Below are 22,698 nucleotides of genomic sequence, written 5' to 3' on the forward strand. Positions count from 1 at the left end.
GCGCCGACAACCTCGTCATGCTCCCCCACCTCGGATCCGCAACACGCCAAACCCGCGAAGGAATGGGGTTCCGAGTGCTCCAAAACCTCACCGAATACTTCCAAGGAAAAACACCCCAAGACAAGGTCGCCTAAGGCGGCCTTCCGGGGGTCAGAGGCGCTTGCGGGCCCTGAGAGCGGCCTGGATCGTGCCGTCGTCGAGATAGTCGAGCTCGCCGCCGATCGGCACACCCTGGGCGAGCGAGGTGACGGCGACGCCGCTGCCGTCGAGCGCCTCGGCGATGTAATGCGCCGTGGTTTGGCCGTCGACGGTGGCGTTAAGCGCGAGGATCACCTCGCGGATCTCCTCGTCGCGGACGCGGGCGAGGAGCTTCGGGATCCGCAGTTCCTCGGGCCCGACCGCGTCGAGCGCCGAAAGCGTGCCGCCGAGGACGTGGTAACGGCCCTTGAAGGCCTGGCCGCGCTCCATTGCCCAGAGGTCGGCGACATCCTCGACGACGCAGATCTCGCCCGTGGCGCGGCGCTCGTCGCGGCAGATGTCGCAGATGTCCGCGGTGCCGATATTGCCGCAGGCGGCGCATTCGCGCGCCGAGGTCGCGACCTCGGCCATCGCCTTCGCAAGGGGCGCCATCACCGCGCCGCGCTTCTTTATCAGGTGCAAGACCGCGCGGCGCGCCGAGCGGGGCCCGAGGCCCGGCAGGCGCGCCATCAGCTCGATCAGCGCCTCGATGTCGCGGGTGGCTTCTGACAAGGCCGCCTCAGAACGGCAGCTTCATGTCGGCGGGCAGGCCCATGTCCTGCATCATCTTCTGCTGCTCGGTCCGGGTGCGTTCCTGCGCGCGCTTCTGCGCGTCCTTGATCGCGGCGAGGATCAGGTCCTCGACCACTTCCTTCTCCGAGGGCTGGAAGATCGAGGGGTCGATGTCGAGCGACTTCAAGTCGCCCTTGGCGCTGCAGGTCGCCTTCACCAGCCCCGCGCCGCTTTCACCGGTGACGGTGATGCGGTCCATCTCCTCGGTCAGCGCGGCCATCTTGGCCTGCATCTCCTGCGCGGCCTTCATCATCTTGGCCATGTCGCCGAGCCCGCCGAGCCCGCCCAAACCTTTCAGCATGTCTTTCTCCTCAGCCTTCCTCGAACGGATCCCATTCGTCCTCGACCTCGGGCAGGGCCTCTGCCTGCACCTCGGCCTGAACCTCGTCGGGGGTCCTGATAGCGGTGATATGGGCCTTCGGGAAGGCCGCGAACACCGCCTGCACCAGCGGATTCTCGCGCGCCTTCTCCTTGGCGGCGGTTTCCTTCGCGTCGCGGGTCTCGGCGATCGTCGGCGCGCCGCCCTCGGAGACGACCGAGACGCCCCAGCGGACGCCGGTCCAGCTCTGGAGCCGGGCCGAGAGCGTCGCGGCGAGATCGCGCGGGGCCTCTTGCGTCGGCTCGAACTCGATCCGGCCGGGGGTGTAGCGGACGAGGCGGAGGTGGTTCTCGACCTCGATCAGGAGCTTCACGTCGCGGTTGGCGCGGATCAGCTCCACCACGGCGGGAAAGCTCGCGTAGCGGGCGAGCGCGACGTCGGTGTCGAGCGCGCGGGCGGTGGCGGCGCCGCTGGCGGTGGGGGCGGCCGAGACGCTCGCGCGGGGCGCGGCATGGGTCGGCGCCGCGCCCGGTGCGGGGCCGCGGCCAGCGGTGGCGGAAGGGCTGGGGCCCTCGGCGAGGCGCCGCATCAGCTGCTCGGGATCGGGCAGGTCGGCGACATGGGTCATGCGGATCACCGCCATCTCGGCGGCCATCATCGCGTTCGGGGCGGCGGCCACCTCCTCGAGCGCCTTGAGGAGCATCTGCCACATCCGCGTCAGCACCCGCATCGGCAGCGCGCCGGCCATGGCGATGCCGCGGGAGCGTTCCTCGGGCGGCACGGTCGGATCGTCGGCGGCCTCGGGGGTGATCTTGATGACCGAGATCCAGTGGGTGATCTCGGCAAGGTCGCGCAGCACCGCCATAGGGTCGGCGCCGTCGGAATACTGCGCGCCGATCTCGTTCAGGGCTCCTGCGGCGTCGCCCTTGAGGATCAGGTCGAAGAGGTCGAGGACGCGGCCGCGGTCGGCGAGCCCCAACATGGCGCGGACCTGGTCGGCGGTGGTCTCGCCCGCGCCGTGGCTGATCGCCTGGTCGAGGAGCGAGGTGGCGTCGCGGGCCGAGCCCTCGGCGGCGCGGGTGATGAGGGCGAGCGCGTCGTCGGTGATCTGGGCCTTCTCGGCGCTGGCGATCTTCCTCAGGAGCGCGATCATCACTTCGGGTTCGATGCGGCGGAGGTCGAACCGCTGACAGCGGGAAAGCACCGTGACCGGGACCTTGCGGATCTCGGTCGTGGCGAAGATGAACTTCACATGGGCGGGGGGTTCCTCCAGCGTCTTGAGGAGCGCGTTGAACGCGCTCGTCGAGAGCATGTGGACCTCGTCGATGATGTAGATCTTGTAGCGCGCCGAGGCGGCCCGGTAGTGGACGCTCTCGATGATCTCGCGGATGTCGTTGACGCCGGTGCGGGAGGCCGCGTCCATCTCCATCACGTCGACATGGCGGCCTTCCATGATCGCCACGCAATGCTCGCACTTGCCGCAGGGATCGGTGGTGGGGCCACCGGCGCCGTCGGGGCCGACGCAGTTCATGCCCTTGGCGATGATCCGGGCGGTTGTCGTCTTCCCGGTCCCGCGGATGCCGGTCATGATGAAGGCCTGCGCGATCCGGTCGGCCGCGAAGGCGTTCTTCAGGGTGCGGACCATCGCCTCCTGCCCGACGAGGTCGGCGAAGGTCTCCGGGCGGTACTTGCGGGCGAGGACCTGGTAGCGGGTCGCTGTCTCTTCGGTCATTGGGCCTCGGGCGGGATTCGGATCAGCCGCTACACTAGGCAGGCGCCGCGCCGCCGTCCACCCGGAGCGAGGCCGGGGCTTCGCGCCTCCCCTCCCCCTCGTGGGGAGGGGATGGGGGTGGGGGGCGCCCCGGCCGCGTCCGTCTACGGCGTCAGTTCGGGCGTTTCGCCTTCTTCGCCTGCTTGACGACCTTCGCGAAGGCCTTGCCGCGGCGGCGCTTCTCGGCGGCCGAGGCGGCATGGGCGGCGTCCTCGGCTCGAAGCTTCTTCCAGCGGTCGAGGCGCGCGGCGTCGACCTGGCCGGCGGCGATCGCCGCCTGCACGGCGCAGCCGGGCTCCGGCCCGTGGGTGCAGTCGCGGAAGCGGCATTCGCCGGTCAGCCCGGTGATCTCGGCGAAGGCCTCGTCGATCCCCTCGGCCATGTCGGTGAGCCTCAGTTCCCGCATCCCCGGCGTGTCGATCAGCCAGCCGCCGCCCGGGATCGGATGCATCTCGCGCGCGGTCGTGGTGTGGCGACCCTTCATGTCGTCCTCGCGCACCGTAGCGGTCTCGAGGTCGATGCCGGTGAGTGCCGAGGCGAGCGTCGACTTGCCGACCCCGGACATGCCGAGGAAGGCGACGGTGCGGCCCGGCCCGCACCAGGGCCTGAGCGCCTCGGCCGCGGCTTCGGCCTTGGCGTTCAGCAGGATCGCCGGGACCGCGGGCGCGATGGCGCGGAGCCGGTCGAGGTAGGTTTCCGGATCGTCGGCCTTGTCGGCCTTGGTCACGACGAGGACCGGCGGGATGCCGCCCGCGTGGGCGAGCGCCAGGTAGCGTTCGAGCCGCGCCTCGTTGAACTCCTCGGTCGCCGAGGTGGTGATGAAGACCGTGTCGACATTGGCCACGATGAGCTGTTCGCGCGAGGCCTCGCCCGCCGCGCGCCGGAAGATCCGGCTGTGGCGGTCGAGGAGCCGGGCCACGCGGTCGGTCGCGGGATCGGCGAGCACCCAGTCGCCGACAGCGACATCGCCGGCGGAAAGATCCGGCGGCAGCGTCAGGAGGAGCGGCCCCGCTTCGGAAAGCGCGGTCAGCCGGTCGCGGTGGACGCCCGTCACGCGGGCGGGGGAAAAGGCGCCGAACTCATCGGTGTCGAGCTGGCGCTGGAAATTTGCCGACCATCCGAGATCGGCGAGCGTGTGGGAATTCAGGGTCAAGTCTCTGCCCTCGTCATAGACCGAAATCCTTGCCCGGCGGTTGACGGCGCGGGCGGGTGATGTCGGGACGGGCGGGGCGGATCAAGGTCTCAGACGGCCCCGGCCCGGAGGGAATGAAGCTCTGCCATGTCCTTCTCCTGAAGCGGGTGTCGAGGGTGAGAGGCTGGACAACGACCCAAGCGGGGCTCGTTACGGCTGCTTCCTTCCGGACCTGACCGGGTTGGCGAGGCGCTCGCCCGCGCCAACCTCTCGGGGCCCGATATAGGCGAGGGCCGGCGGATTCGCAAGGCGGCTGGATGTCGGCATCCCGTCGGCGTTGCGTATGGCACGACCGCGCGCCGGGCAGGGGCCGCGTTAACCCGGTTCTGCGAGGCTGGGGCGAGCCGCAAGGAGCAACGATGACCGACCGTCCCGTCCCGCCGAAGCGTTTCGCCCAGACCCGCACCGCGCGGCTCGCCCGCGCCCGCCTCGCCCGCCACCTGCAGGGCCTCGGCGACGACGAGGGGCTGTGGCTCCGGGTGCAGGAGCGGGTTCCCGAGGCCTGGGCGACGGTCGAGGAGGATCTCGACTGCGAGGAGGAGAAGGTGAAGGTCACGTTGAGGCTCGACGCGAGCGTCGCGAAGCTCTTCCGGGCGATGGGCAAGGGCTACCAGGCGCGGATCAACCATGTGCTGGCCACCTATGCGCAGATGCGGATGGGCGAGATCGAAAGGCGGGCGCGCGCGCTTCGGGCGGTGATGGCGGAATACGGCGTCATCCAGTCCGAGGAGGCGCGGCAGCGCTACCTCGCGATGCGCGAGGACAGTGACATCTTCGATGCCGAGGCGCGGGCGGTGCTCGACGCGGCCCTCGGGGTGACGGGGATGTGACGGGACGGGAGGACGCGGCGCCCTGCCGTGAAAGGCGATCCCCGGAGGCCAGACCCGGTGCGATCGGATGCCGGGATGCAGCGGGCGGGGGCGATCCCGATCGCGGTCAGGGAGAGCCACGGCGCGATTGATCAGGGTCAAGGCCGGTTCGGGGACCACGCGCTAAGAGGTCCACCTGCACTCTGAACCGCTGACCGCAAACCGGAGGTATGAAGATGCGAATGACGATTCTGACGCTGGTGCTCTGCGCCCCGACCCTCGCCCTTGCCGAGCAGGTCACGCTCGAGAACCTTGTCCGCGCGGAATCCGATACGATGATCCGGGCCAACCTGGCGAGCTACGGTGTCGGACTGGGCGAGATCGTCCACGAGCGCGAGCCGGTGTCGGCCGAGGGCGCGCAGCCGATCATCCGCGCCAACCAGGACACGCTCTACTCCGCCATTGTGCTGGATCTGTCCGAGCCGGCGACGGTCACGCTGCCGGAGGCTGGCGGCCGTTTCCAGTCCATGCTGGTGATCAGCCAGGACCACTACAATTTCGTGGAGGCGACGCCGGGCGCCTATGAGTTGACCGAGGATGAGGTCGGCACGCGGTTTGCCTTCGTCCTGTTCCGCACCTTCGTCGATGCGTCCGACCCGTCCGATCTTGCCGGGGCGCACGCCGCGCAGGACGGGATCCAGATGAGCGGCGGCGGCGCCGGACCGTTCGAGGCGCCGGACTGGGACCTCGAGAGCCTCGCCGGGGCGCGCAAGGCGCTGAACGATCTGGCGGCCGCGACGGGCTTCGACGCTTCCCGTGCCTTCGGCCGCAAGGACGAGGTCGACCCCATCGACCACATGGTCGGCGCGATGGCGGGATGGGCCGGGCAGCCGGCCACGACGGCCAGCGCCGTCATCGGCAGCGTCGAGGCGAATGACGGCAAGACTCCGCATAGGGTCACGGTGAAGGACGTGCCCGTCGACGCCTTCTGGTCGGTGACGGTCTACAATGCCGACGGCTATCTGGAGCCCAACGACCTCGGCCGCAACAGCTACAACAACAGCTCGGCCAAGCCGAACGACGACGGTTCCTACACGCTTAACTTCGGCGGCTGCGATGACGGGCGGATCAACTGCATCCCGGTAACCCCTGGCTGGAATTACACCGTCCGCCTCTACAAGCCGCGCGCCGAGATCCTCGACGGCAGCTGGACGTTCCCGGCGATCGAGCCCGCCGGCTGATTATCGCCCGCACGGATTGGGAAGCCGGTTTGCGGCTGGACGGCCCGCGATCGCTGCAAGAATATGGAGAGCGGCACAACGCCAACAGCCGCACGGTTGCGAAGGGGCACCCCGGGAGGCCGCGATGAAGAGCGATACCGATCATCTGCGTCACGCCGTGAAGGTCGCCGCCGCGAGCCGTGCGAGCGGCAATCATCCGTTCGGGGCGCTCCTGGTCGGGCCAGAGGGCGACGTGCTCCTGTCGTCGGGGAACACCTATGCGCAGGATCGCGGCGTCGGGCATGCCGAGGCGAACGTGGCCCGCGCGGCCGCGCAGCAATACGACCCGGCATTCCTCGAGCGCTGCACGCTGGTGACCTCGGTCGAGCCGTGCTGCATGTGTGCCGGGGCCTGTTACTGGGCCGGCATCGGCACCGTGGTCTATGGGCTCAGCGAAAAGCGGCTGGCCGAACTGACCGGGGACAATCCGGAGAACCTGACCCTCGATCTTAGCTGCCATCAGGTGTTCGCCGCCGGACGTCGCCACGTGGCGGTGCGTGGCCCGTTCCCTGACCTCGAAGACGAGATCGTGAAGGACCACAAGGATTTCTGGTGACGGCTCCCCGTAGGGGCAGAGGGCCGCGCGGCGAAGGAGCGGGAGCCGAACCGCGCCCCTGGGGTCATTCGAAGACGATGCGGATCGGCGTCTGCCCCAGGATCTCGCCCAGCCGCGTCTGGGGAGCATGTCCGTATCGCGGATTGTTGTTCAGCCCCTGGCCGATCAGCTGAACCACCTCCGGCGAGCCGGCGTACTTGGAATGGCTGCCGGATGCGGAATCCTCGATCGCCGAGAGGTCGATGGCCGTCACGCCGAGCTCGGACAGCGCCTCGGCATCGGCGGCGCCGACACGCGGAACGCCGCCGGCCAGCCGGCGTGAGGCCTTGAGGGCCACGTCGTCCTTGGACAGCAGGACGAAGAAGTTGCCCGGATCGGGGCCGAGTTGCCGCATCTGGGTCCGGAAGAGATCGAGGTCGATGTCGGGCGAGGCGAGGATGACGTATTGCAGGCGGCCGGTGCGGTTGAACTGGCCTTTCTGGGCCCGGTCGACGATCGCCTCCATGGTCAGGAAGGTGCCCATGGAATGGGCGAAGAGGTCGAAGCCCTCGGCATGGGTTCGTCCGAGAATATCGGCCGTTTCGATAAGCTTGGGGCGCGCCACGAGGGCGCTGTTCAGGTCGTAGACATAGCGCGTCGCCTTGCCCGCCGAGGCCCAGGTGAAGAGCACCGGCACGCCGGTGAAACCGGTGTCCTCGACGAACTGGCCGACCCGCAGAAGCGCGTCGCTCGCCGTGTTGTTGAAGCCGTGAACGAAGAGGAGGATGTCTCTGTCGCCGGGCGGGCGCTTGCGCAGTTCCGCCTCGATGGCGGCGATGAAGGCGCGGTCGCTGGCGTAGACCGACGGCTCGACGATCGCGAATTCGGTGCGCGGATCGGGCGGGAGCTTTTCCGGGCGCTCCAACTCGCCGGTGACATGGGTCGGGGGAACCGACACATCGACAGAGGCGAGGCCCAGCTCCGGGGCGCGCTCGCCCGAGTATAGCGCGCCGACGACCTCGGAAGCCGCGCGCGTCGTCGCGATGAAGATCTTGTGCTGGTGGGCCGCGGCCACGGAGGCGACGGGGACCTCGGGGTTGTCGATGCCGATGAGTTCGGGCGGCTTCCCGCAGGAGGCGAGCCACAGCGCCGTGCAGGCGATCGCGAGGCGGCTGAGCGGCAGCGCCGTACGTCCGGACACGCGGCGCCCCGGTATCGGAGATTTCTGCTCGGCCATCACCCAGTCTCCATGCACAACATGATCCCGGCCCGGAGGTTTCGGACCGTTGGATCGCCCGGCCCATCGGGCAACGGGTGACCAGCGGCCGAGGCGAGCGCGGGCCGGTTCTTCGCGGCGATGCTCACATGCTTTGGTGCGGTCGCGCAACGCCCAACTTGATCGCGGGCCGGCGGCGTGGCATCGGATCCATATGACAGGGTTCACCATTTCGGAACTGGCGGCGGGCGGCGGGCGGCTCGCGCTCTGCCCGATGCCGGGGCGGGGCGGAGATTATGCCGGCGATCTCGCGGCGATTCTCGGCTGGGGACCTTCGCTCGTCCTGACGATGGCGACGGGGCCGGAGCTTGCGGCGATGGGGGCGCTCGGGCTCTCGGGCGATCTCGCGGCGCGGGGGATCGGCTGGCACCACCTGCCGGTCGCGGATTTCGGCGCCGACAGCGCGGCGCTGCGCGAGGGCTGGGGGGCCGCGTCGCAGGCGGCGCGGGCGGAGCTTGCGGCGGGGCGGGGGGTGCTGGCGCATTGCATGGGCGGCTGCGGCCGCTCGGGCATGGCGGTGCTGCGGCTCATGGTCGAGGCGGGCGAGGCGCCGGAGGCGGCGCTGGCGCGGCTCCGCGTGGTCCGGCCCTGCGCGGTCGAGACCGAGGCGCAGCGGCTCTGGGCGGCGCGGTAGCGCCGCCGCGCGGGCGGGTCGCGCGGAAGACCGGGGCGGTCCGGTGCGATGCTGTATGCTCACTCAGAAGAGTCGACGCGCGGGTTTCGCCACCGACGGCGCCACGCGCGTCCGGAAGCGGGAGCGAGAGAGACATCACTGACCCGCGCGCTGCTCATTGCCGCCTCGGTGGCGATGGCCGCCCTCGGATCCGGCCGGTCCGCGAATGCCGAGAGCTTCGCCGGTTCCACCAATGACGCTCGCATCCTTATCGCGTTTCAGGCCGACGAGGCGGCGGTGCAGGCGATGCTGTCCGTGGGCTGGCAGTCGGTGCCGTTTCCGGGCGGGGCGCTCGACGGTGCCAACATGCTTCTGGTCCTCGTCGACCGCTACCTTGCCCGCGACGCCGAGGGCAATCCCTCCGATCCGGCGAGCTTTCGCACGACGGCGCTTGTCTGCCTCGCGAAAGGGGAGGGATCGGAGGAGGAGCGGACCTATGCCACGGCTGAGCGCTATGACCCCTATGGCAATGGCGCGGCGGCGGAGATCCGGCGGTCGGCGACGCTCGAAAGCGCCGATCGCACGGCGCCGAATAGGACCGAAGAATGGAGCGTCGAGCCCGAGAGCGGCGGCGAGCTGGCCTTCACGCTCCGATACCAGTCCGGCACGCCGCCCTGGTCATCGAGCGAGGGCATGCCCTGTTCCAGCACCGCTCCCGACGTCCACCGCATCGACCGCTACGAGCAGCTCGTCGATGTCGCCATGAGCGGGCCCTTGGGCATGGTGCTCGACGGGGACAAGTCGCTCGGGTCGAGCGTGGAGGGGCTGGGCGGGCTCTTCGGCGGCAGCGAGAAGGTGGTCGCGGCGATGGCAATCCCGATGTCTGTCCGCGAGGTGTTCCTGCCCCGACGCGGCGGGGGCCGGGTCAGGTCCCGAGCGGGTCCTCGCGGCACCAGATCCGGGTGAAGGCGCCGGTGCAGCTGGCCGTGTGGTTGAGCCCCTTGACGTGGAAGCGGGTGTAGAACGCGCGGTCCTCGATGGTGACGTCGAGGCTCTGGCGCAGGAGGGTGAAGCAGTCTGAGGGCCGCAGCTTGCAGCCGACGAGGGCGATGGTCGCGACCGGGTCGCCCTCGCTGCCGACGTCGGTCGTGGCGATGCGGCGTTCGATCCCGGCGCGCAGATGGGCGTCGAACGCCTCCGAACCGGGCCGGGTGAGCCAGGCCGCGCCGGCGGCGATGCCGGCGAGAACCGGAAGCCAAAGGATCAGACGCACGGCGGGACCTCCTGATTGCCCGCCGCTTATGCCCTGCCGGGCGGCCGTCGTCGAGGCCCGGCCGTCAGAGCGCGATGCGGAACCGGGCGAAGCCGTCCGGCCCGTCGCCGGCCGGTTCGATCGCCAGCGATGTCAGGCCGCCGAGGTGGCCGGCGGCCCGCGGGCCGGTGTCGAACACGACGCTCGTCCCCGGCAAGGCCTTGAATTTCCAGTTGGAATCGGCAGCCGGGTTGATCGTGCCCTGTTCGATGATGTAGCGCACAATGATGTCGCGGTTGGTGTCGGGCCCTTCGAAGATGATGGTGTCGCCCTTGGCGCCGGGGAACGCGCCACCACCGGAGGCGCGGTAGTTGTTCGTCGCGATCACGAACTCGGCCGCGAGGTCCACGGGCTGGCCCTCGTGCATCAGGCTGCCGATGCGGCTCGCGCCGGGGTTCAGATCCTCGCCCTTGGGTCCGTATTTCGAAGGCTGCGAGAGGTCGATCTCGTAGGTCACGCCGTCGATGACGTCGAAGTTGTAGGAGGGGAAGTCGGGATTGATGAGCGGCTGGTCGGCTTCGCCCGGCGTGACTTGGTTGAAGATGCCGGCGGAGCGTTCGAGCCAGTCCTTCAACTCGGCCCCGGTCACCTTCACCGCGCGGATCGTGTTGGGGTAGAGATAGAGGTCGGCGACATTCTTGATCGCGACGTCGCCCGGCGGCACGTCGGTGTAATAGTCCGGCCCGCCCCGGCCCCCGGCCTTGAAGGGCGCGGACGCCGAGAGGATCGGCAGGGCCTCGTAATCGGTGCCCTTCATCATATCGGCGATGTACCATTTCTGGGCGATCGAGACGATCTGGACCGAGGGATCGTCGGCGACGAGCGCGAAGTAGCTGTGCAGCGGCGCCGAGGTCTTGCCGACCGCGCGGCGGATGTAGCCGAGCGTTTCGTCGTGCTCCTTCCGGACCGCGTCGAGCACTGTCGGCACGCTCTCGACGAGGGGCGTCACCGAGCGGTCCTCGTTCCGTTGCGAGATCGGCCGGGCCTCGGTCGTGAAGCTGATCACCCGCCATGCGTTGCCGTCGCGTTCGAGGAGGAGGTCGATGAGTCCCATGTGGGAGCCCCAGAACCCGGCCATCACCGCGGGCTTGCCGGAGATCGTGCCGGTCGCGGCATCGACCTCGGCATAGCCGTCGAAGGTCGGCGAGGGGAAGACGAGGTGGCTGTGGCCGGTCATCACGGCGTCGATCCCCTCGACGCGGGCCAGGGGCACCGAGGCGTTCTCCATCCCGTCGGCATGGTCTGCGTCTGCGATGCCGGAATGGGAAAGCGCCACGATGATGTCGCAGCCCTCCTCGCGCATCTGCGGCACCCAGGCCCGCGCCGTCTCGACGATGTCGCGGGCCTGCGCCTTGCCTTCGAGGTGGCGGCGGTCCCAGGTCATGATCTGCGGCGGTACGAAGCCGATGAGGCCGACCCGGATCGGATGGGCCTGGCCGGCGCCGTCGGTCACCTCGCGGTCGAGGATGACATAGGGTTTCAGGAGCGTCTCGTCCGCGCGTGGGGAGGCGCCGAGCCTTGTCGCCACATTGGCCGAGACGATCGGAAAATTGGCGCCGGCGACCGATTTCATGAGGAAGTCGAGCCCGTAGTTGAACTCGTGGTTGCCGAGCGTCGAGGCTTCGAAGCCGAGCGTGTTCATCGCGGCGATGATCGGGTGAAGGTCGCCCTCCTTCATGCCGCGCTCGTAGGCGATGTAGTCGCCCATCGGGTTGCCCTGCAGGAAGTCGCCGTTGTCGACGAGCATCGCGTTGGTGGCCTCGGCGCGGATCGCCTCGATGATCGCGGCGGTGCGGGCGAGGCCCACGGTGTCGACCGGCTTGTCGGAGTAATAGTCGTAGGGGAAGACGTGGACGTGGAGGTCCGTGGTCTCCATGATCCTCAGATGCGCCTGTCCGGCGGCGGCGAAGGCGGAATAGGGATGCAGTGCGATCAAGGAGGCTCCGGCGGCGGTTCCGGAGAGAAAATCCCTCCGGGTCAATGGGTTGAGCGGTACACTTGTCATGGTCGCCTCCCTGCGCGCGGATGGTCACTGTCGCAGGGTATCATGACATGTGGCCGACACTAATCGCTGGCGTAAACGGTTTCCATACCATTTGCGCGTAATTCATCATCGTTAGTATCGTAAGAGTTGAGTGTGCCGGAGGCGTCAGATGGCGGGTTTGCAACCGGTGATGTGCCGTGCCACATCTGGGTGGCGACGGTGCGGAGCGGGCGATGCGGCTGGCGGAGACGGTGACATTCGGAGGCGCGGGGCTCGACCGGGCGGCCGGGCTGCGCGGCGATCCGGAGGCGGTCGCGGCGCACCTCTGCGCCGGGGAGACGCGAATCCTGCCGGTCTGGCGCGGCAAGCCGCTGTTCGCGGGGAATGCCGCGGGCTGGTTGCCGCCCGGCCATGCGGTGCTCGCCGAGGCCGCGGAGGCGCCGGTGCTGCTCGGGCTCGAGGGTGGTGCGGCGCGGTTCGCGGTCGATGTCTCGGGCTGGGAGCCCCCTGCGGGCGAGGCACCGGCGGAGGGGGTCTTCTTCGATCCGACCGAGCAGCGTCATCCGGCCCTGCCGGGCGATCACCGCTTCGCCGAGCTGCGCGGGCTCATGGCGGAGCTTGCGGCCGGGGACGCGGAGCTTGTGGCGACCGCGAAGGCGCTTCTCGGCTGGCACCGGAGCCACCGGTTCTGTTCGGCCTGCGGCCGCCCGAGCGCGGTGATCGAGGCGGGCTGGCAGCGCCGCTGCCCGGACTGCGGGACACGGCATTTCCCGCGCACCGATCCGGTGGTGATCATGCTCGTCACGCGCGGCGAGCGGACACTGCTCGGCCGCTCGCCGGGCTGGCCCGAGGGCATGTATTCGTGTCTCGCGGGCTTCATGGAGCCGGGCGAGACGATCGAGGCCGCGGTGCGCCGCGAGGTCGCCGAGGAGACCGGGGTGCGGATCGGGCGGGTAAGCTATCTCGCGAGCCAGCCCTGGCCCTATCCCTCGTCACTGATGATCGGCTGCCTCGCCGAGGCCGAGAGCGAGGCGATCACGCTCGACCCGGTCGAGCTGGAGGCGGCGGTCTGGATCGGCCGCGAGGAGGCGGCGCGGGTGCTGGCCGGGGACCATCCGACGATCCGCCGGCCGCGGCGGGGGGCGATCGCGGGGTTCCTGCTGACCCATTGGGTTGCGGACCGGCTGGATTGACGCCATTAGACCGGGCATGCGGATGAGGGAGATGAGCGCGTGAAGTTTTCCACGGTGCAGGACATTGCGGCCCCGGCTGATCTGGTCTTCGACGCGGTGTCGGACTTCGCCGCGTTCGAGCGTGCCGCGTTGCGGCGCGGGGCGGAGGTGTCGCGGGTCGACCGGCCCGAGGAAGGCATCCTCGGCACCACCTGGAGCCTGCGGTTCCCGTTGCGCGGGCGGATGCGCCGCCTCGTCTGCGACGTGCAGCGATTCGAACCGCCGAACGCGATGCTGGTGGCCGCGGAAAGCGGCGGCTTCGAGATGACGCTCAACGTCGGCCTCGTGGCGCTGGCGCGGGCGCGGACACGGCTGGGCCTCGATCTCGAGATCAGGCCGCGCTCGATGACCGCGCGGCTGATGCTGCAGACGCTGAAGCTGAAACGCGCGAGCTACATGCGCGAGTTCGAGGGCCGGGTGAAACGCTATGCCGGGGAACTGGAGCAGCGCCACGCCCCCGGCCGCGTCGAGTGATCGGACTCAGGGACGCGACGGGTTGGCCGGGTAGACGCCGAGAAGCGACTTCGACGAGAGGGGGCGAGTTCCTCGCGCGTGGCGGACATGGGTGTCCTTCGGGTGAAACGCGAAGCCGGGGAACTAAAGCAGCACCAAGCACCCGGCCGCGTCGAGGGACCCGGCGCAGGGACGCGACGGGTCGACCGGGCAGACGCTGAGGAGCGACTTCGACGAGAGGGGGGCGAGCTCCGCGAGCGCGAGGCGGACGTTGGTGTCCTCCGGGTGAGACGCCAAGCCGGGGAACTGGACCAGCGCCATGCCCTGGCCGCGTCGGGTGATCCGGCGCAGGGACGCGACGGGTCGGCCGGGCAGACGCCGGGAAGCGACTTCGAAGTGAACGGGGCGAGTTCCTCGCGCGTGGCAGACATGGGTGTCCTCCGGGTGAAACGCCAAGCCGGGGAACTGGACCAGCGCCATGCCCCGGCCGCGTCGGGTGATCCGGCTCAGGGACGCGACGGGTCGGCCGGGTAGACGCCGAGAAGCGACATCGACGAGGTGAAGTAGTCGAGCTCCTCGAGCGCGAGGCGGACGTTGGTGTCGTCCGGGTGGCCTTCGATATCGGCGTAGAACTGGGTCGCGGAGAACGAGCCGTCGACCATGTAGCTTTCGAGCTTGGTCATGTTGACGCCGTTGGTCGCGAAGCCGCCCATCGCCTTGTAGAGCGCGGCCGGGATGTTGCGGACGCGGAACACGAAGGTGGTCATCATCTTGCCGTCGCCGCGCCGGGCGAGGTTCGGCTCGCGCGCCATGACGAGGAAGCGGGTGGTGTTGTGCGCCCGGTCCTCGATATGGCGGGCGATGAGGTCGAGCCCGTAGATCTCGCCGGCAAGCTCGGAGGCGAGCGCGGCGAGCTTCGGATCGCCGAGCTCGGCGACGTGGCGCGCCGATCCGGCGGTGTCGGCGCCGGTCACCGGCTTCAGCCCGTGCTTGGTGAGGAAGTTCCGGCACTGGCCGAGGAGCACGGTATGGCTCATCGTGCCCTCGATCTCCTCGAGCCGGGTGCCGGGCACGGCGAGGAGGTTGATGTGCACGCGCACGAAGGTCTCGGCGACGATGTGGAGGCCGGATTCGGGCAGGAGGTGGTGGATGTCGGCCACGCGCCCGTAGGTCGAGTTCTCGACCGGCAGCATCGCGAGCTCGGCGCGGCCGCTGCGCACCGTCTCGATCGTGTCCTCGAAGGTGGCGCAGGGCAACGCCTCGAGGTCCGGATAAGCCTGGTGGCAGGCCTGATGCGAATAGGCTCCGGGCTCTCCCTGGAAGGCGATCCGACCGGTCATGGGGGTGGCTCCTTGGCGACAGCCCGGCTCCGGGCGCTTCGCGGCGCTAACTATACCTTGAAACCGGGCAGGGGAAGCGGGTAGATACGCCGCGACGGAATGCCAGGGTAGAGGCGCGACATGTTCGACACGATGACTGTAACGAAGGCCGGCGGCGCGCTGTGCGGGGCTTTCCTGATCTTCCTTCTGGGCAAGTGGGCGGCCGAGTCGCTCTACCATACCGCCCCGGCCGCGCATGGCGGCGAGGAGGTCGCGCAGGCCTACACGATCGACACCGGCGCCGAGGCGGGCGGCGGGGAAGCCGCGGCCGAGGAAGGCCCGGACTTCGCGACGCTGCTGGCTTCGGCCGACGCCGCGGCGGGCGAGAAGGTCTTCGGCAAGTGCAAGGCCTGCCACAAGCTAGACGGCTCGAACGGCACCGGCCCGCATCTCGACGGCGTGGTGAACCGCGCGGTGGGCGCTGTCGCGGGCTTCGGCTATTCGGACGCGATGGCCGGTCACGGCGGCAACTGGGATCCCGAGACGCTCTCGGCCTTCCTCGAGGATCCGAAGGGCAATGTCGCCGGCACAAAGATGTCCTTCGCCGGCCTCAAGAAGCCCGAGGACCGCGCCAACCTGATCGCCTATCTGCAGTCGCTCGGCGGCTGATCCGCACACGCTGCGGCAAGAATGCGGGCCGCCCTGAGGGGCGGCCCTTTTCATGTCCGCGGGTAATATCACAAATTCGCAACTTGATGCCGCGCCCCGCGACGTTCTAGCTTGCCTAGGCAGAAGAAACGGGTGCCGCGGACGGCGCGCGAAGGAGGTAGCGATGAATCGGCAGGGACCCGGACACGAGGCCGGACTCGGATCCTCGGCGCAGAGGCGCAGGCTGGCGCTGGCCGCTCCGGGCGTCGCGGCGCTTCTCTGTCTGGCGCTGCCCGGCGCCGCGGGCGCTCAGGGCGCCGTCACCATCTCGCACGGTTATTCCAACTTCGGCGAGCTGAAATACCCGGCCGATTTCGCCCATCTCGACTACGTCAACCCGGACGCGCCCAAGGGCGGCGAGATCTCGATCTGGTCGCAGGGCAGTTTCGACAGCTTCAACCAGTATGCCCGCGACGGCGTGCCGGCCGCGCTCAACACGATCGGCAGCGAGGCGATCCTGACCACGACCGCCGACGATCCCTATGCCGCCTACTGCTTCCTCTGCACCACGCTCGAATTCCCCGAGGACCTCTCGTTCGTCACCTTCAACCTGCGTGACGACGTGACCTTCTCGGACGGCACGCCGATGACGGCCGAGGACGTCGCCTTCAGCTTCAACCTGTTCCTCGAACAGGGCATCGCCGAATACCGCCGCATCGTCGAGGGCTTCATCGACCGGGTCGAGGTCGAGACGCCGCACCGGATCACCTTCTATTTCAACGACACCGCCTCGCTGCGCGACCGCGTCGGCTTCGCCGGCGGCACCCCGGTCTTTTCCAAGGCCTGGTTCGAGACGACCGGAACCCGGCTCGACAAGGCGACGCAGGCCCCGTTCATGTCGACCGGCGCCTATGTGCTCGACAGCTTCCGCTTCAACAGCCAGGTCGTCTACAAGCGCAATCCCGACTACTGGGGCGGCGACGTGCCGTTCAATGTCGGGCGCAACAATTTCGACCGCATCCGGGTCGAGTATTTCGGCGACAGCGACGCCGCCTTCGAGGGCTTCAAGGCGGGCGACTACACGTTCCGCAACGAGAACTCCTCGCAGGACTGGGCCACGGGCTACGATTTCCAGGCCGTCACCAAGGGCTGGGTGAAGCGCGAGGAGATCCCCGACGGCAATGTCGGGACGCGGCTCTCCTGGGTCTTCAACCTCGACCGGCCGAACTGGCAGGACGCCCGCGTGCGCGATGCGATCGGCATGATGTTCAATTACGAATGGTCGAAGCAGACGCTGCAGTACGGGCTCTACGAGCGCCCGGTCTCGTTCTGGTCGAACACCGATCTGGCCGCGTCCGGCACGCCGTCGGAGGGCGAGGCCGCTCTTCTCAAGCCGCTGGTCGACGAGGGGCTTCTCGACGCCGCGATCCTGACCGATGCGGCGCGGGCTCCGCTGGAACACGACGCGGCGGCGAACCGGCCGTCGCGGAGGATCATCCGCGAGGCGGCGGCGCTTCTGGATGCGGCGGGCTGGACCACAGGATCCGACGGGATGCGCAGGAATGCCCAAGGTCAGCCCCTGAGCCTGACGATCATCCAGTTCAGCCCGATCTACGACCGTTTCATCAACCCCTTCATCGAGAACCTGCGTCTCATCGGCGTCGAGGGGAAACTTGAGCGGGTCGACACGTCGCAATATGTCGAGCGCCGCCGCAAGGGCGATTTCGACCTCGCCAACCAGGGCTTCGACATGGATTTCGAACCGTCGATCGGGCTCGAGCAATGGTTCGCCTCGAAGACCGCCGACGACAGTTCGCGCAACCTGATGCGGCTGAAGAACCCCGCGATCGACCGGCTGATCGGCCATGTCATCGCGGCCAAGACGCTCGACGAGCTGAAGACCTCGGTCCATGCGCTCGACCGGGCGCTCCGGGCTGTGGGCTTCGACATCCCGCTCTGGTACAACCCGGTGACCTGGGTGGCCTATTACGACATCTACGGCCATCCCGAGAACCTGCCGCCCTTACAGGTGGGCGAGCTGGACTTCTGGTGGTATGACGCCGACAAGGCCGCAGAACTGAAAGCGGCGGGCGCCCTCAACTGAGGCGGCCGAGGAAAGAGCAGACCGTCTGATGGGCGCCTATATCCTGCGAAGATTGCTTCTGATGATCCCGACCCTGTTCGGGATCATGCTGATCAACTTCACGCTGACGCAATTCGTGCCCGGCGGGCCGGTCGAGCAGATCATCGCCCGGCTCGAAGGCTCGGGCGACGTGTTCCAGAACATCACCGGAGGCGGCGACACCGCCCTGCAGGATCAGTCCGGCGGCGACGAGCGCTATCTCGGCGCGCGCGGCCTGCCACCGGAGTTCATCAAGGAGCTGGAGCAGCAGTTCGGGCTCGACCGGCCGGCGCATGAGCGGTTCTTCAAGATGATCGGCGACTATCTCGTCTTCGACTTCGGCGAGAGCTATTTCCGCAAGATCTCCGTGATCGACCTCGTGGTCGAGAAGATGCCGGTCTCGATCACGCTCGGGCTCTGGTCGACGCTCCTCGCCTATCTGATCTCGATCCCGCTCGGCATCCGCAAGGCGGTCCGGGACGGGTCGAAGTTCGACACCTGGACCTCGGGCACGATCATCGTCGCCTATGCGATTCCGGGCTTCCTTTTCGCGGTGCTTCTCATCGTGCTCTTCGCGGGCGGCAGCTACTGGCGCATCTTCCCGCTGCGCGGTCTCACCTCGGACAACTGGGAGAGCCTGAGCCTGATCGGCAAGATCGGCGATTACTTCTGGCACATCACGCTGCCGGTGGTGGCCTCGACGATCTCCAGCTTCGCGACGCTGACGCTCCTGACCAAGAACAGCTTCCTCGACGAGATCAACAAGCAGTATGTGCTCACCGCCAAGGCCAAGGGCCTGAGCGAGGGGCGCGTGCTGTACGGCCATGTCTTCCGCAACGCGATGCTGATCGTGATCGCGGGCTTTCCCGGCCTCTTCATCGCGGTCCTCTTCGGCGGCGGGCTCCTGATCGAGACGATCTTCTCGCTCGACGGGCTCGGGCGGCTTGGCTACGAGGCGGCGGTGGCGCGCGATTATCCGGTGGTCTTCGGCACGCTCTATGTCTTCGGTCTCCTCGGCCTCCTGATCGGGCTTCTGTCGGACCTCACCTATGTCCTCGTCGATCCCCGGATCGACTTCGAGAAGCGGGCCGGCTGATGCGGCTGTCCCCCCTCAACCAGCGCCGCTGGCGCAACTTCAAGGCCAACCGCCGGGCGCTCTGGTCGCTCTGGATCTTCCTCGCCCTCTTCCTGCTCTCGCTCGTGGCCGAGGTCATCGCCAACGACAAGCCGATCCTCGTGAGCTATCGAGGCCAGCTTCACTTCCCGATCTACAAGTTCTACCCGGAGACGGCCTTCGGCGGCGATTTCAAGACCGAGGCGGTCTACCGCGAGCCGGAGGTGCGCTGCCTGATCAAGACCGGCGGGCGCGAGGAGTGTTTCGACGACCCAGAGGGGGTGATCGAAGATGCCGCCGACGGAGACGTGGCAGGCGAGGCGATCGAGAAGGGCTGGATCCTTTGGCCGCCGATCCCCTACAGCTACAACACGATCAACAACGTTGGCACCGCGCCCTCGGCGCCCGATGCCGACCACTGGCTCGGCACCGACGACACCTCGCGCGACGTGCTGGCGCGGATCATCTACGGCTTCCGGCTCTCGATCCTCTTCACGCTGATCGTGACGACGATCTCCAGCCTCATCGGCATCGCGGCGGGTGCGGTGCAGGGCTATTTCGGTGGCTGGGTCGACCTTACCTTCCAGCGGCTGCTGGAGATCTGGGGCTCGACGCCCGGCCTTTACGTCATCATCATCCTCTTCGCGATCCTCGGGCGCAGCTTCGGGCTCCTGGTCTTCGTGACGATCCTCTTCGGCTGGCCCGCCCTCGTCGGCGTGGTCAGGGCCGAGTTCCTGCGGGCGCGGAACTTCGAATATGTCCGCGCCGCCCGTGCGCTCGGCGTCGCGGACCGGGTGATCATGTTCCGCCACATCCTGCCGAACGCGATGGTGGCGACGCTGACGCTCCTGCCGTTCATCGTCACCGGCGCGATCGGCGGGCTCGCGGCCCTTGATTATCTCGGCTACGGCCTGCCCTCGTCGCTGCCCTCGCTCGGGGAGCTGGCGCTGCAGGGCAAGTCGAACCTGCAGGCGCCGTGGCTCGGCTTCTCGGCCTTCTTCACCTTCGCCATCATGCTCTCGCTTCTGGTCTTCATCTTCGAAGGCGTGCGCGATGCCTTCGATCCCCGGAAGACTTTCAAATGACGACGGTGCTCGACTTCCGCGACCTGACGGTCGATTTCCGCCAGGATGGGCGGATCATCCACGCGGTGAAGGGCGTGAGCTTTTCCGTGGCCAAGGGCGAGACCGTGGCGCTGGTGGGCGAAAGCGGCTCGGGCAAGTCGGTGACCGCGCTGTCCTCCGTGGCGCTTCTCGGCGGCAATGCCGAGGTCGCGGGCTCGGTCACCTATCTCGGCCGCGAGATGATCGGCGCCTCGGAGGATGTGCTGCGCGATGTGCGCGGCAATGACATCAGCTTCATCTTCCAGGAGCCGATGACGTCGCTCAACCCGCTGCACACGATCGAGCGGCAGCTTGGCGAGAGCATCGCGCTGCACCAGGGGCTCTCGGGGGCGGCGGCGCGGGCGCGGGTGGTGGAACTGCTCGACAAGGTCGGCATCCGCGACGCCGCGAACCGGCTTCAGGACTATCCGCACCAGCTCTCGGGCGGCCAGCGCCAGCGGGTGATGATCGCGATGGCGTTGGCGAACGGGCCGGAATTGCTGATCGCCGACGAGCCGACGACCGCCTTGGACGTGACGATCCAGGCGCAGATCCTCGATCTCCTGGCGGAGCTGAAGGAGCGCGAGGGGCTGTCGCTTCTCTTCATCTCCCACGACCTCGGCATCGTGCGGCGCATCGCCGACCGGGTCTGCGTGATGCAGGGCGGCGAGATCGTCGAGCAGGGGCCGGTGGCGGAGATCTTCGCCAATCCGCAGCATCCCTACACGAAGAAGCTTCTGGCGGCCGAGCCGAAGGGCCGGCCCGACCCGGTGCCCGAGGGCGCCGAGGAGATCGTGCGGACCGAGGACCTGCGCGTCTGGTTCCCGATCAAGCGCGGGCTCATGCGGCGGACGGTCGGCCATGTGAAGGCGGTCAATGCCGCGACGATCTCGGTCCGCGCCGGCGAGACGCTCGGCATCGTCGGCGAGAGCGGGTCGGGCAAGACCACCCTCGCGCTCGGGATCATGCGGCTGATCGAGAGCACGGGACCGATCGTCTATCTCGGCAAGGACATTTCCGGCTGGCGGCCGCGCGAGCTCAGGAAACTCCGCCGCGACATGCAGATCGTGTTCCAGGACCCCTACGGTTCACTCTCGCCGCGGATGACCTGCGAGCAGATCATCGCCGAGGGGCTGACCGTCCACGGCGTCGAGAAGGGCCGCAACCGGCGCGAGATGGTGGCAGAGATCATGGCCGAGGTCGGGCTCGACCCGGCGATGATGGAGCGCTATCCGCACGAGTTCTCGGGCGGCCAGCGCCAGCGGATCGCCATCGCCCGGGCGATGATCCTGCGCCCTAAGGTCGTGGTGCTGGACGAGCCGACCTCGGCTCTGGACATGACGGTGCAGGTGCAGATCGTGGAGCTTCTGCGCGACCTCCAGCGCCGCTACGGGCTCGCCTATCTCTTCATCAGCCACGATCTGCGCGTCGTCAGGGCGCTCGCGCACAAGGTGATCGTGATGAAGGCGGGCGATGTCGTCGAGTCGGGGGCGGGCGAGGCGGTCTTCGAGGCACCGAAGACGGAGTACACCCGCGAGCTGATGGCGGCGGCGTTTGGTCATGCCCTGGCCAGCGCCAGCGCATGAAGATCCTCTTCGTCCACCAGAACTTTCCCGGCCAGTTCCTGCATCTTGCCCCGGCGCTCGCGGCGCGCGGGCACGAAGTGCTGGCGCTGACGGCTGAGGCAAACCAGCGCCCGTCGCCGGTGCCGGTGATGCGCTACCGGACCCCGCCCGAGGTTGCGGTGCAGGGGATCGCCCGGAGCTATGCCGAGGCGGCCGAGCGCGGTGCGACGGTGGCGCGCGCCTGCGCCCAGCTGTCCGAGACGCGCGGCTTCGTGCCCGACGTGGTCTTCGGCCACGGCGGCTGGGGCGAGACGATGTATCTCCGCGAGGTCTGGCCCGAGGCGCGGCACCTGACCTATGCCGAGTTCTACTACCGGAGCCGCGGCCTCGACACCGACTTCGACCCCGAGTTCCGGCGCACCGGGCTCGGATCCCGGCTCGGCGTGGCGTCGCGGAAGGCGCATCTCCTGATGGCGCTCGAGGATGCAGATGCCGCGCTCGCGCCGACCGCCTGGCAGGCCTCGACGCTGCCGGACCATGTCCGGGCGAAGACCACGGTGATCCATGACGGGATCGACACCGACCGGGTGCGGCCCGATCCCGCGGCGCGGCTCGAGCTGCCGGGCGGGCGGGTGCTCAAGCCGGGCGACGAGGTTGTGAGCTTCGTCAGCCGCAATCTCGAACCCTATCGCGGCATCCATGTCTTCCTGCGCGCGCTGCCGGCGGTGCTGGAGGCGCGGCCCGAGGCGGAGGTGGTGATCGTCGGCGGTGAGGGCCAGAGCTACGGTCCCGCACCGGGGCCGGGGCAGAGCTGGAAACGCCGTTTCCTCGACGAGCTCGGGCCCCGAATCGACCCCGCGCGGGTGCATTTCCTCGGCCAGGTGCCCTATCGGCAGTTCCTCGCGCTAATGCAGGTGACGCGGGTCCATGCCTATCTGAGCTATCCCTTCGTGTTGTCATGGTCGATGCTCGAGGCGATGAGCGCCGGGGCGCTGGTCGTGGGCTCGCGCACGCCGCCGGTCGTGGAGGTGATCCGCGATGGCGGGAACGGTCTGCTCGTGGAGTTCTTCGACGTCGCGGGCTGGTCGCGGGCGCTCATTTCGGCGCTGGCCGATCCGGCGCGGGACGCGGGCCTGAGGGCGGCGGCGCGGCAGACGATCATCGAGGGCTACGACCTGAAATCGGTCTGCCTGCCGCGGCTGATTGCCTTCGTCGAGGGCCGGGCGCAGGGCTGACGGGGC

General features: G+C 68.6%; 21 protein-coding genes, 1 other RNA gene and 1 pseudogene. 14 read left to right on the forward strand and 9 right to left on the reverse strand.

The window, feature by feature from the left end; all coding sequences use genetic code 11:
- Positions 1-134, forward strand: a pseudogene (locus OEZ60_RS19465) (D-glycerate dehydrogenase); the annotation flags it as partial.
- A gap of 16 nt (positions 135-150) precedes the next feature.
- On the opposite strand, the gene recR reads toward OEZ60_RS19465, so the two are convergent.
- The 5 genes from recR to ffs all read right to left on the reverse strand — a co-directional run bounded on the left by recR (position 151) and on the right by ffs (position 4,304).
- On the reverse strand, positions 151-750 hold the full coding sequence (recR, locus tag OEZ60_RS19470; RefSeq protein ID WP_263339885.1) for a recombination mediator RecR: 600 nt from the start codon (positions 748-750) through the stop codon (positions 151-153).
- Positions 751-757: 7 nt separating this feature from the next.
- Complete coding sequence (locus OEZ60_RS19475) at positions 758-1,111, reverse strand: YbaB/EbfC family nucleoid-associated protein (RefSeq protein ID WP_263339888.1); 354 nt, start codon at positions 1,109-1,111, stop codon at positions 758-760.
- Positions 1,112-1,121: 10 nt separating this feature from the next.
- Positions 1,122-2,861, reverse strand: coding sequence for a DNA polymerase III subunit gamma/tau (locus tag OEZ60_RS19480; RefSeq protein ID WP_411709819.1), 1,740 nt, complete (start codon positions 2,859-2,861; stop codon positions 1,122-1,124).
- Between the two features lie 151 nt (positions 2,862-3,012).
- The gene (gene rsgA, locus OEZ60_RS19485; protein WP_263339891.1) at positions 3,013-4,053 is read right to left on the reverse strand and encodes a ribosome small subunit-dependent GTPase A; all 1,041 of its coding nucleotides are present in this window, start codon (positions 4,051-4,053) and stop codon (positions 3,013-3,015) included.
- Positions 4,054-4,207: 154 nt separating this feature from the next.
- Positions 4,208-4,304, reverse strand: an RNA gene (gene ffs / locus OEZ60_RS19490) — signal recognition particle sRNA small type.
- 147 nt (positions 4,305-4,451) lie between these two features.
- Between ffs and OEZ60_RS19495 the strand changes: the two genes are divergently transcribed.
- From OEZ60_RS19495 to OEZ60_RS19505, 3 genes are all read left to right on the forward strand, one after another.
- Positions 4,452-4,922 (forward strand): BrnA antitoxin family protein, encoded by a 471-nt coding sequence (locus OEZ60_RS19495; RefSeq protein ID WP_263339894.1) that lies wholly within the window; start codon positions 4,452-4,454, stop codon positions 4,920-4,922.
- Between the two features lie 215 nt (positions 4,923-5,137).
- Positions 5,138-6,142, forward strand: coding sequence for a DUF1214 domain-containing protein (locus tag OEZ60_RS19500; RefSeq protein ID WP_263339895.1), 1,005 nt, complete (start codon positions 5,138-5,140; stop codon positions 6,140-6,142).
- Positions 6,143-6,266: 124 nt separating this feature from the next.
- Entirely contained in the window at positions 6,267-6,737 is a 471-nt protein-coding gene (locus tag OEZ60_RS19505) for a nucleoside deaminase (RefSeq protein ID WP_263339897.1), read from the forward strand.
- Positions 6,738-6,801: 64 nt separating this feature from the next.
- Here the strand turns inward: OEZ60_RS19505 and OEZ60_RS19510 are convergent, their stop codons facing one another.
- Positions 6,802-7,917, reverse strand: coding sequence for an alpha/beta hydrolase (locus OEZ60_RS19510; protein WP_263339899.1), 1,116 nt, complete (start codon positions 7,915-7,917; stop codon positions 6,802-6,804).
- 229 nt (positions 7,918-8,146) lie between these two features.
- Here OEZ60_RS19510 and OEZ60_RS19515 point away from each other — a divergent pair, with 229 nt between their 5' ends.
- On the forward strand, positions 8,147-8,626 hold the full coding sequence (locus tag OEZ60_RS19515; protein ID WP_263339901.1) for a protein-tyrosine phosphatase family protein: 480 nt from the start codon (positions 8,147-8,149) through the stop codon (positions 8,624-8,626).
- 174 nt (positions 8,627-8,800) lie between these two features.
- Positions 8,801-9,571 (forward strand): hypothetical protein, encoded by a 771-nt coding sequence (locus OEZ60_RS19520; protein ID WP_263339904.1) that lies wholly within the window; start codon positions 8,801-8,803, stop codon positions 9,569-9,571.
- On the opposite strand, the gene OEZ60_RS19525 is transcribed toward OEZ60_RS19520, so the two are convergent.
- Positions 9,531-9,878, reverse strand: coding sequence for a hypothetical protein (locus OEZ60_RS19525; protein WP_263339906.1), 348 nt, complete (start codon positions 9,876-9,878; stop codon positions 9,531-9,533). The genes OEZ60_RS19520 and OEZ60_RS19525 overlap by 41 nt on opposite strands.
- 64 nt (positions 9,879-9,942) lie before the next feature.
- Positions 9,943-11,922, reverse strand: a complete 1,980-nt coding sequence (locus tag OEZ60_RS19530) for a bifunctional 2',3'-cyclic-nucleotide 2'-phosphodiesterase/3'-nucleotidase (RefSeq protein ID WP_263339908.1) — start codon at positions 11,920-11,922, stop codon at positions 9,943-9,945.
- A gap of 212 nt (positions 11,923-12,134) precedes the next feature.
- On the opposite strand from OEZ60_RS19530, the gene nudC reads away from it, so the two are divergent.
- Positions 12,135-13,094: an NAD(+) diphosphatase gene (gene nudC, locus OEZ60_RS19535; RefSeq protein ID WP_263340033.1), complete on the forward strand. Its 960-nt coding sequence runs from the start codon at positions 12,135-12,137 to the stop codon at positions 13,092-13,094.
- A 39-nt stretch (positions 13,095-13,133) separates the two neighbouring features.
- Positions 13,134-13,607 carry an SRPBCC family protein gene (locus tag OEZ60_RS19540; protein ID WP_263339910.1) on the forward strand — a complete coding sequence of 158 codons (474 nt, stop codon included), beginning with the start codon at positions 13,134-13,136 and terminating at the stop codon, positions 13,605-13,607.
- A gap of 485 nt (positions 13,608-14,092) precedes the next feature.
- On the opposite strand, the gene OEZ60_RS19545 is transcribed toward OEZ60_RS19540, so the two are convergent.
- Positions 14,093-14,926: a prephenate dehydratase gene (locus tag OEZ60_RS19545; protein ID WP_263339912.1), complete on the reverse strand. Its 834-nt coding sequence runs from the start codon at positions 14,924-14,926 to the stop codon at positions 14,093-14,095.
- Positions 14,927-15,046: 120 nt separating this feature from the next.
- Between OEZ60_RS19545 and OEZ60_RS19550 the strand changes: the two genes are divergently transcribed.
- The 6 genes from OEZ60_RS19550 (at position 15,047) to OEZ60_RS19575 (ending at position 22,692) form a co-directional block, all read left to right on the forward strand.
- Positions 15,047-15,574, forward strand: coding sequence for a c-type cytochrome (locus OEZ60_RS19550; RefSeq protein ID WP_263339914.1), 528 nt, complete (start codon positions 15,047-15,049; stop codon positions 15,572-15,574).
- A gap of 163 nt (positions 15,575-15,737) precedes the next feature.
- Positions 15,738-17,657 (forward strand): extracellular solute-binding protein, encoded by a 1,920-nt coding sequence (locus tag OEZ60_RS19555; RefSeq protein WP_263339916.1) that lies wholly within the window; start codon positions 15,738-15,740, stop codon positions 17,655-17,657.
- A gap of 28 nt (positions 17,658-17,685) precedes the next feature.
- Positions 17,686-18,771: a microcin C ABC transporter permease YejB gene (locus OEZ60_RS19560; RefSeq protein WP_263339918.1), complete on the forward strand. Its 1,086-nt coding sequence runs from the start codon at positions 17,686-17,688 to the stop codon at positions 18,769-18,771.
- Entirely contained in the window at positions 18,771-19,874 is a 1,104-nt protein-coding gene (locus OEZ60_RS19565) for an ABC transporter permease (protein ID WP_263339920.1), read from the forward strand. The genes OEZ60_RS19560 and OEZ60_RS19565 overlap by 1 nt, the downstream gene beginning before the upstream one ends.
- The gene (locus tag OEZ60_RS19570) at positions 19,871-21,478 is read left to right on the forward strand and encodes an ABC transporter ATP-binding protein (protein WP_263339922.1); all 1,608 of its coding nucleotides are present in this window, start codon (positions 19,871-19,873) and stop codon (positions 21,476-21,478) included. The genes OEZ60_RS19565 and OEZ60_RS19570 overlap by 4 nt, the downstream gene beginning before the upstream one ends.
- Positions 21,475-22,692, forward strand: a complete 1,218-nt coding sequence (locus tag OEZ60_RS19575; RefSeq protein WP_263339967.1) for a glycosyltransferase — start codon at positions 21,475-21,477, stop codon at positions 22,690-22,692. Before OEZ60_RS19570 ends, OEZ60_RS19575 begins: the two co-directional genes overlap by 4 nt.
- The last annotated feature ends 6 nt before the right edge of the window (positions 22,693-22,698 follow it).

Source organism: Albidovulum salinarum (assembly GCF_025673475.1).
Lineage (GTDB): Bacteria > Pseudomonadota > Alphaproteobacteria > Rhodobacterales > Rhodobacteraceae > Albidovulum > Albidovulum salinarum.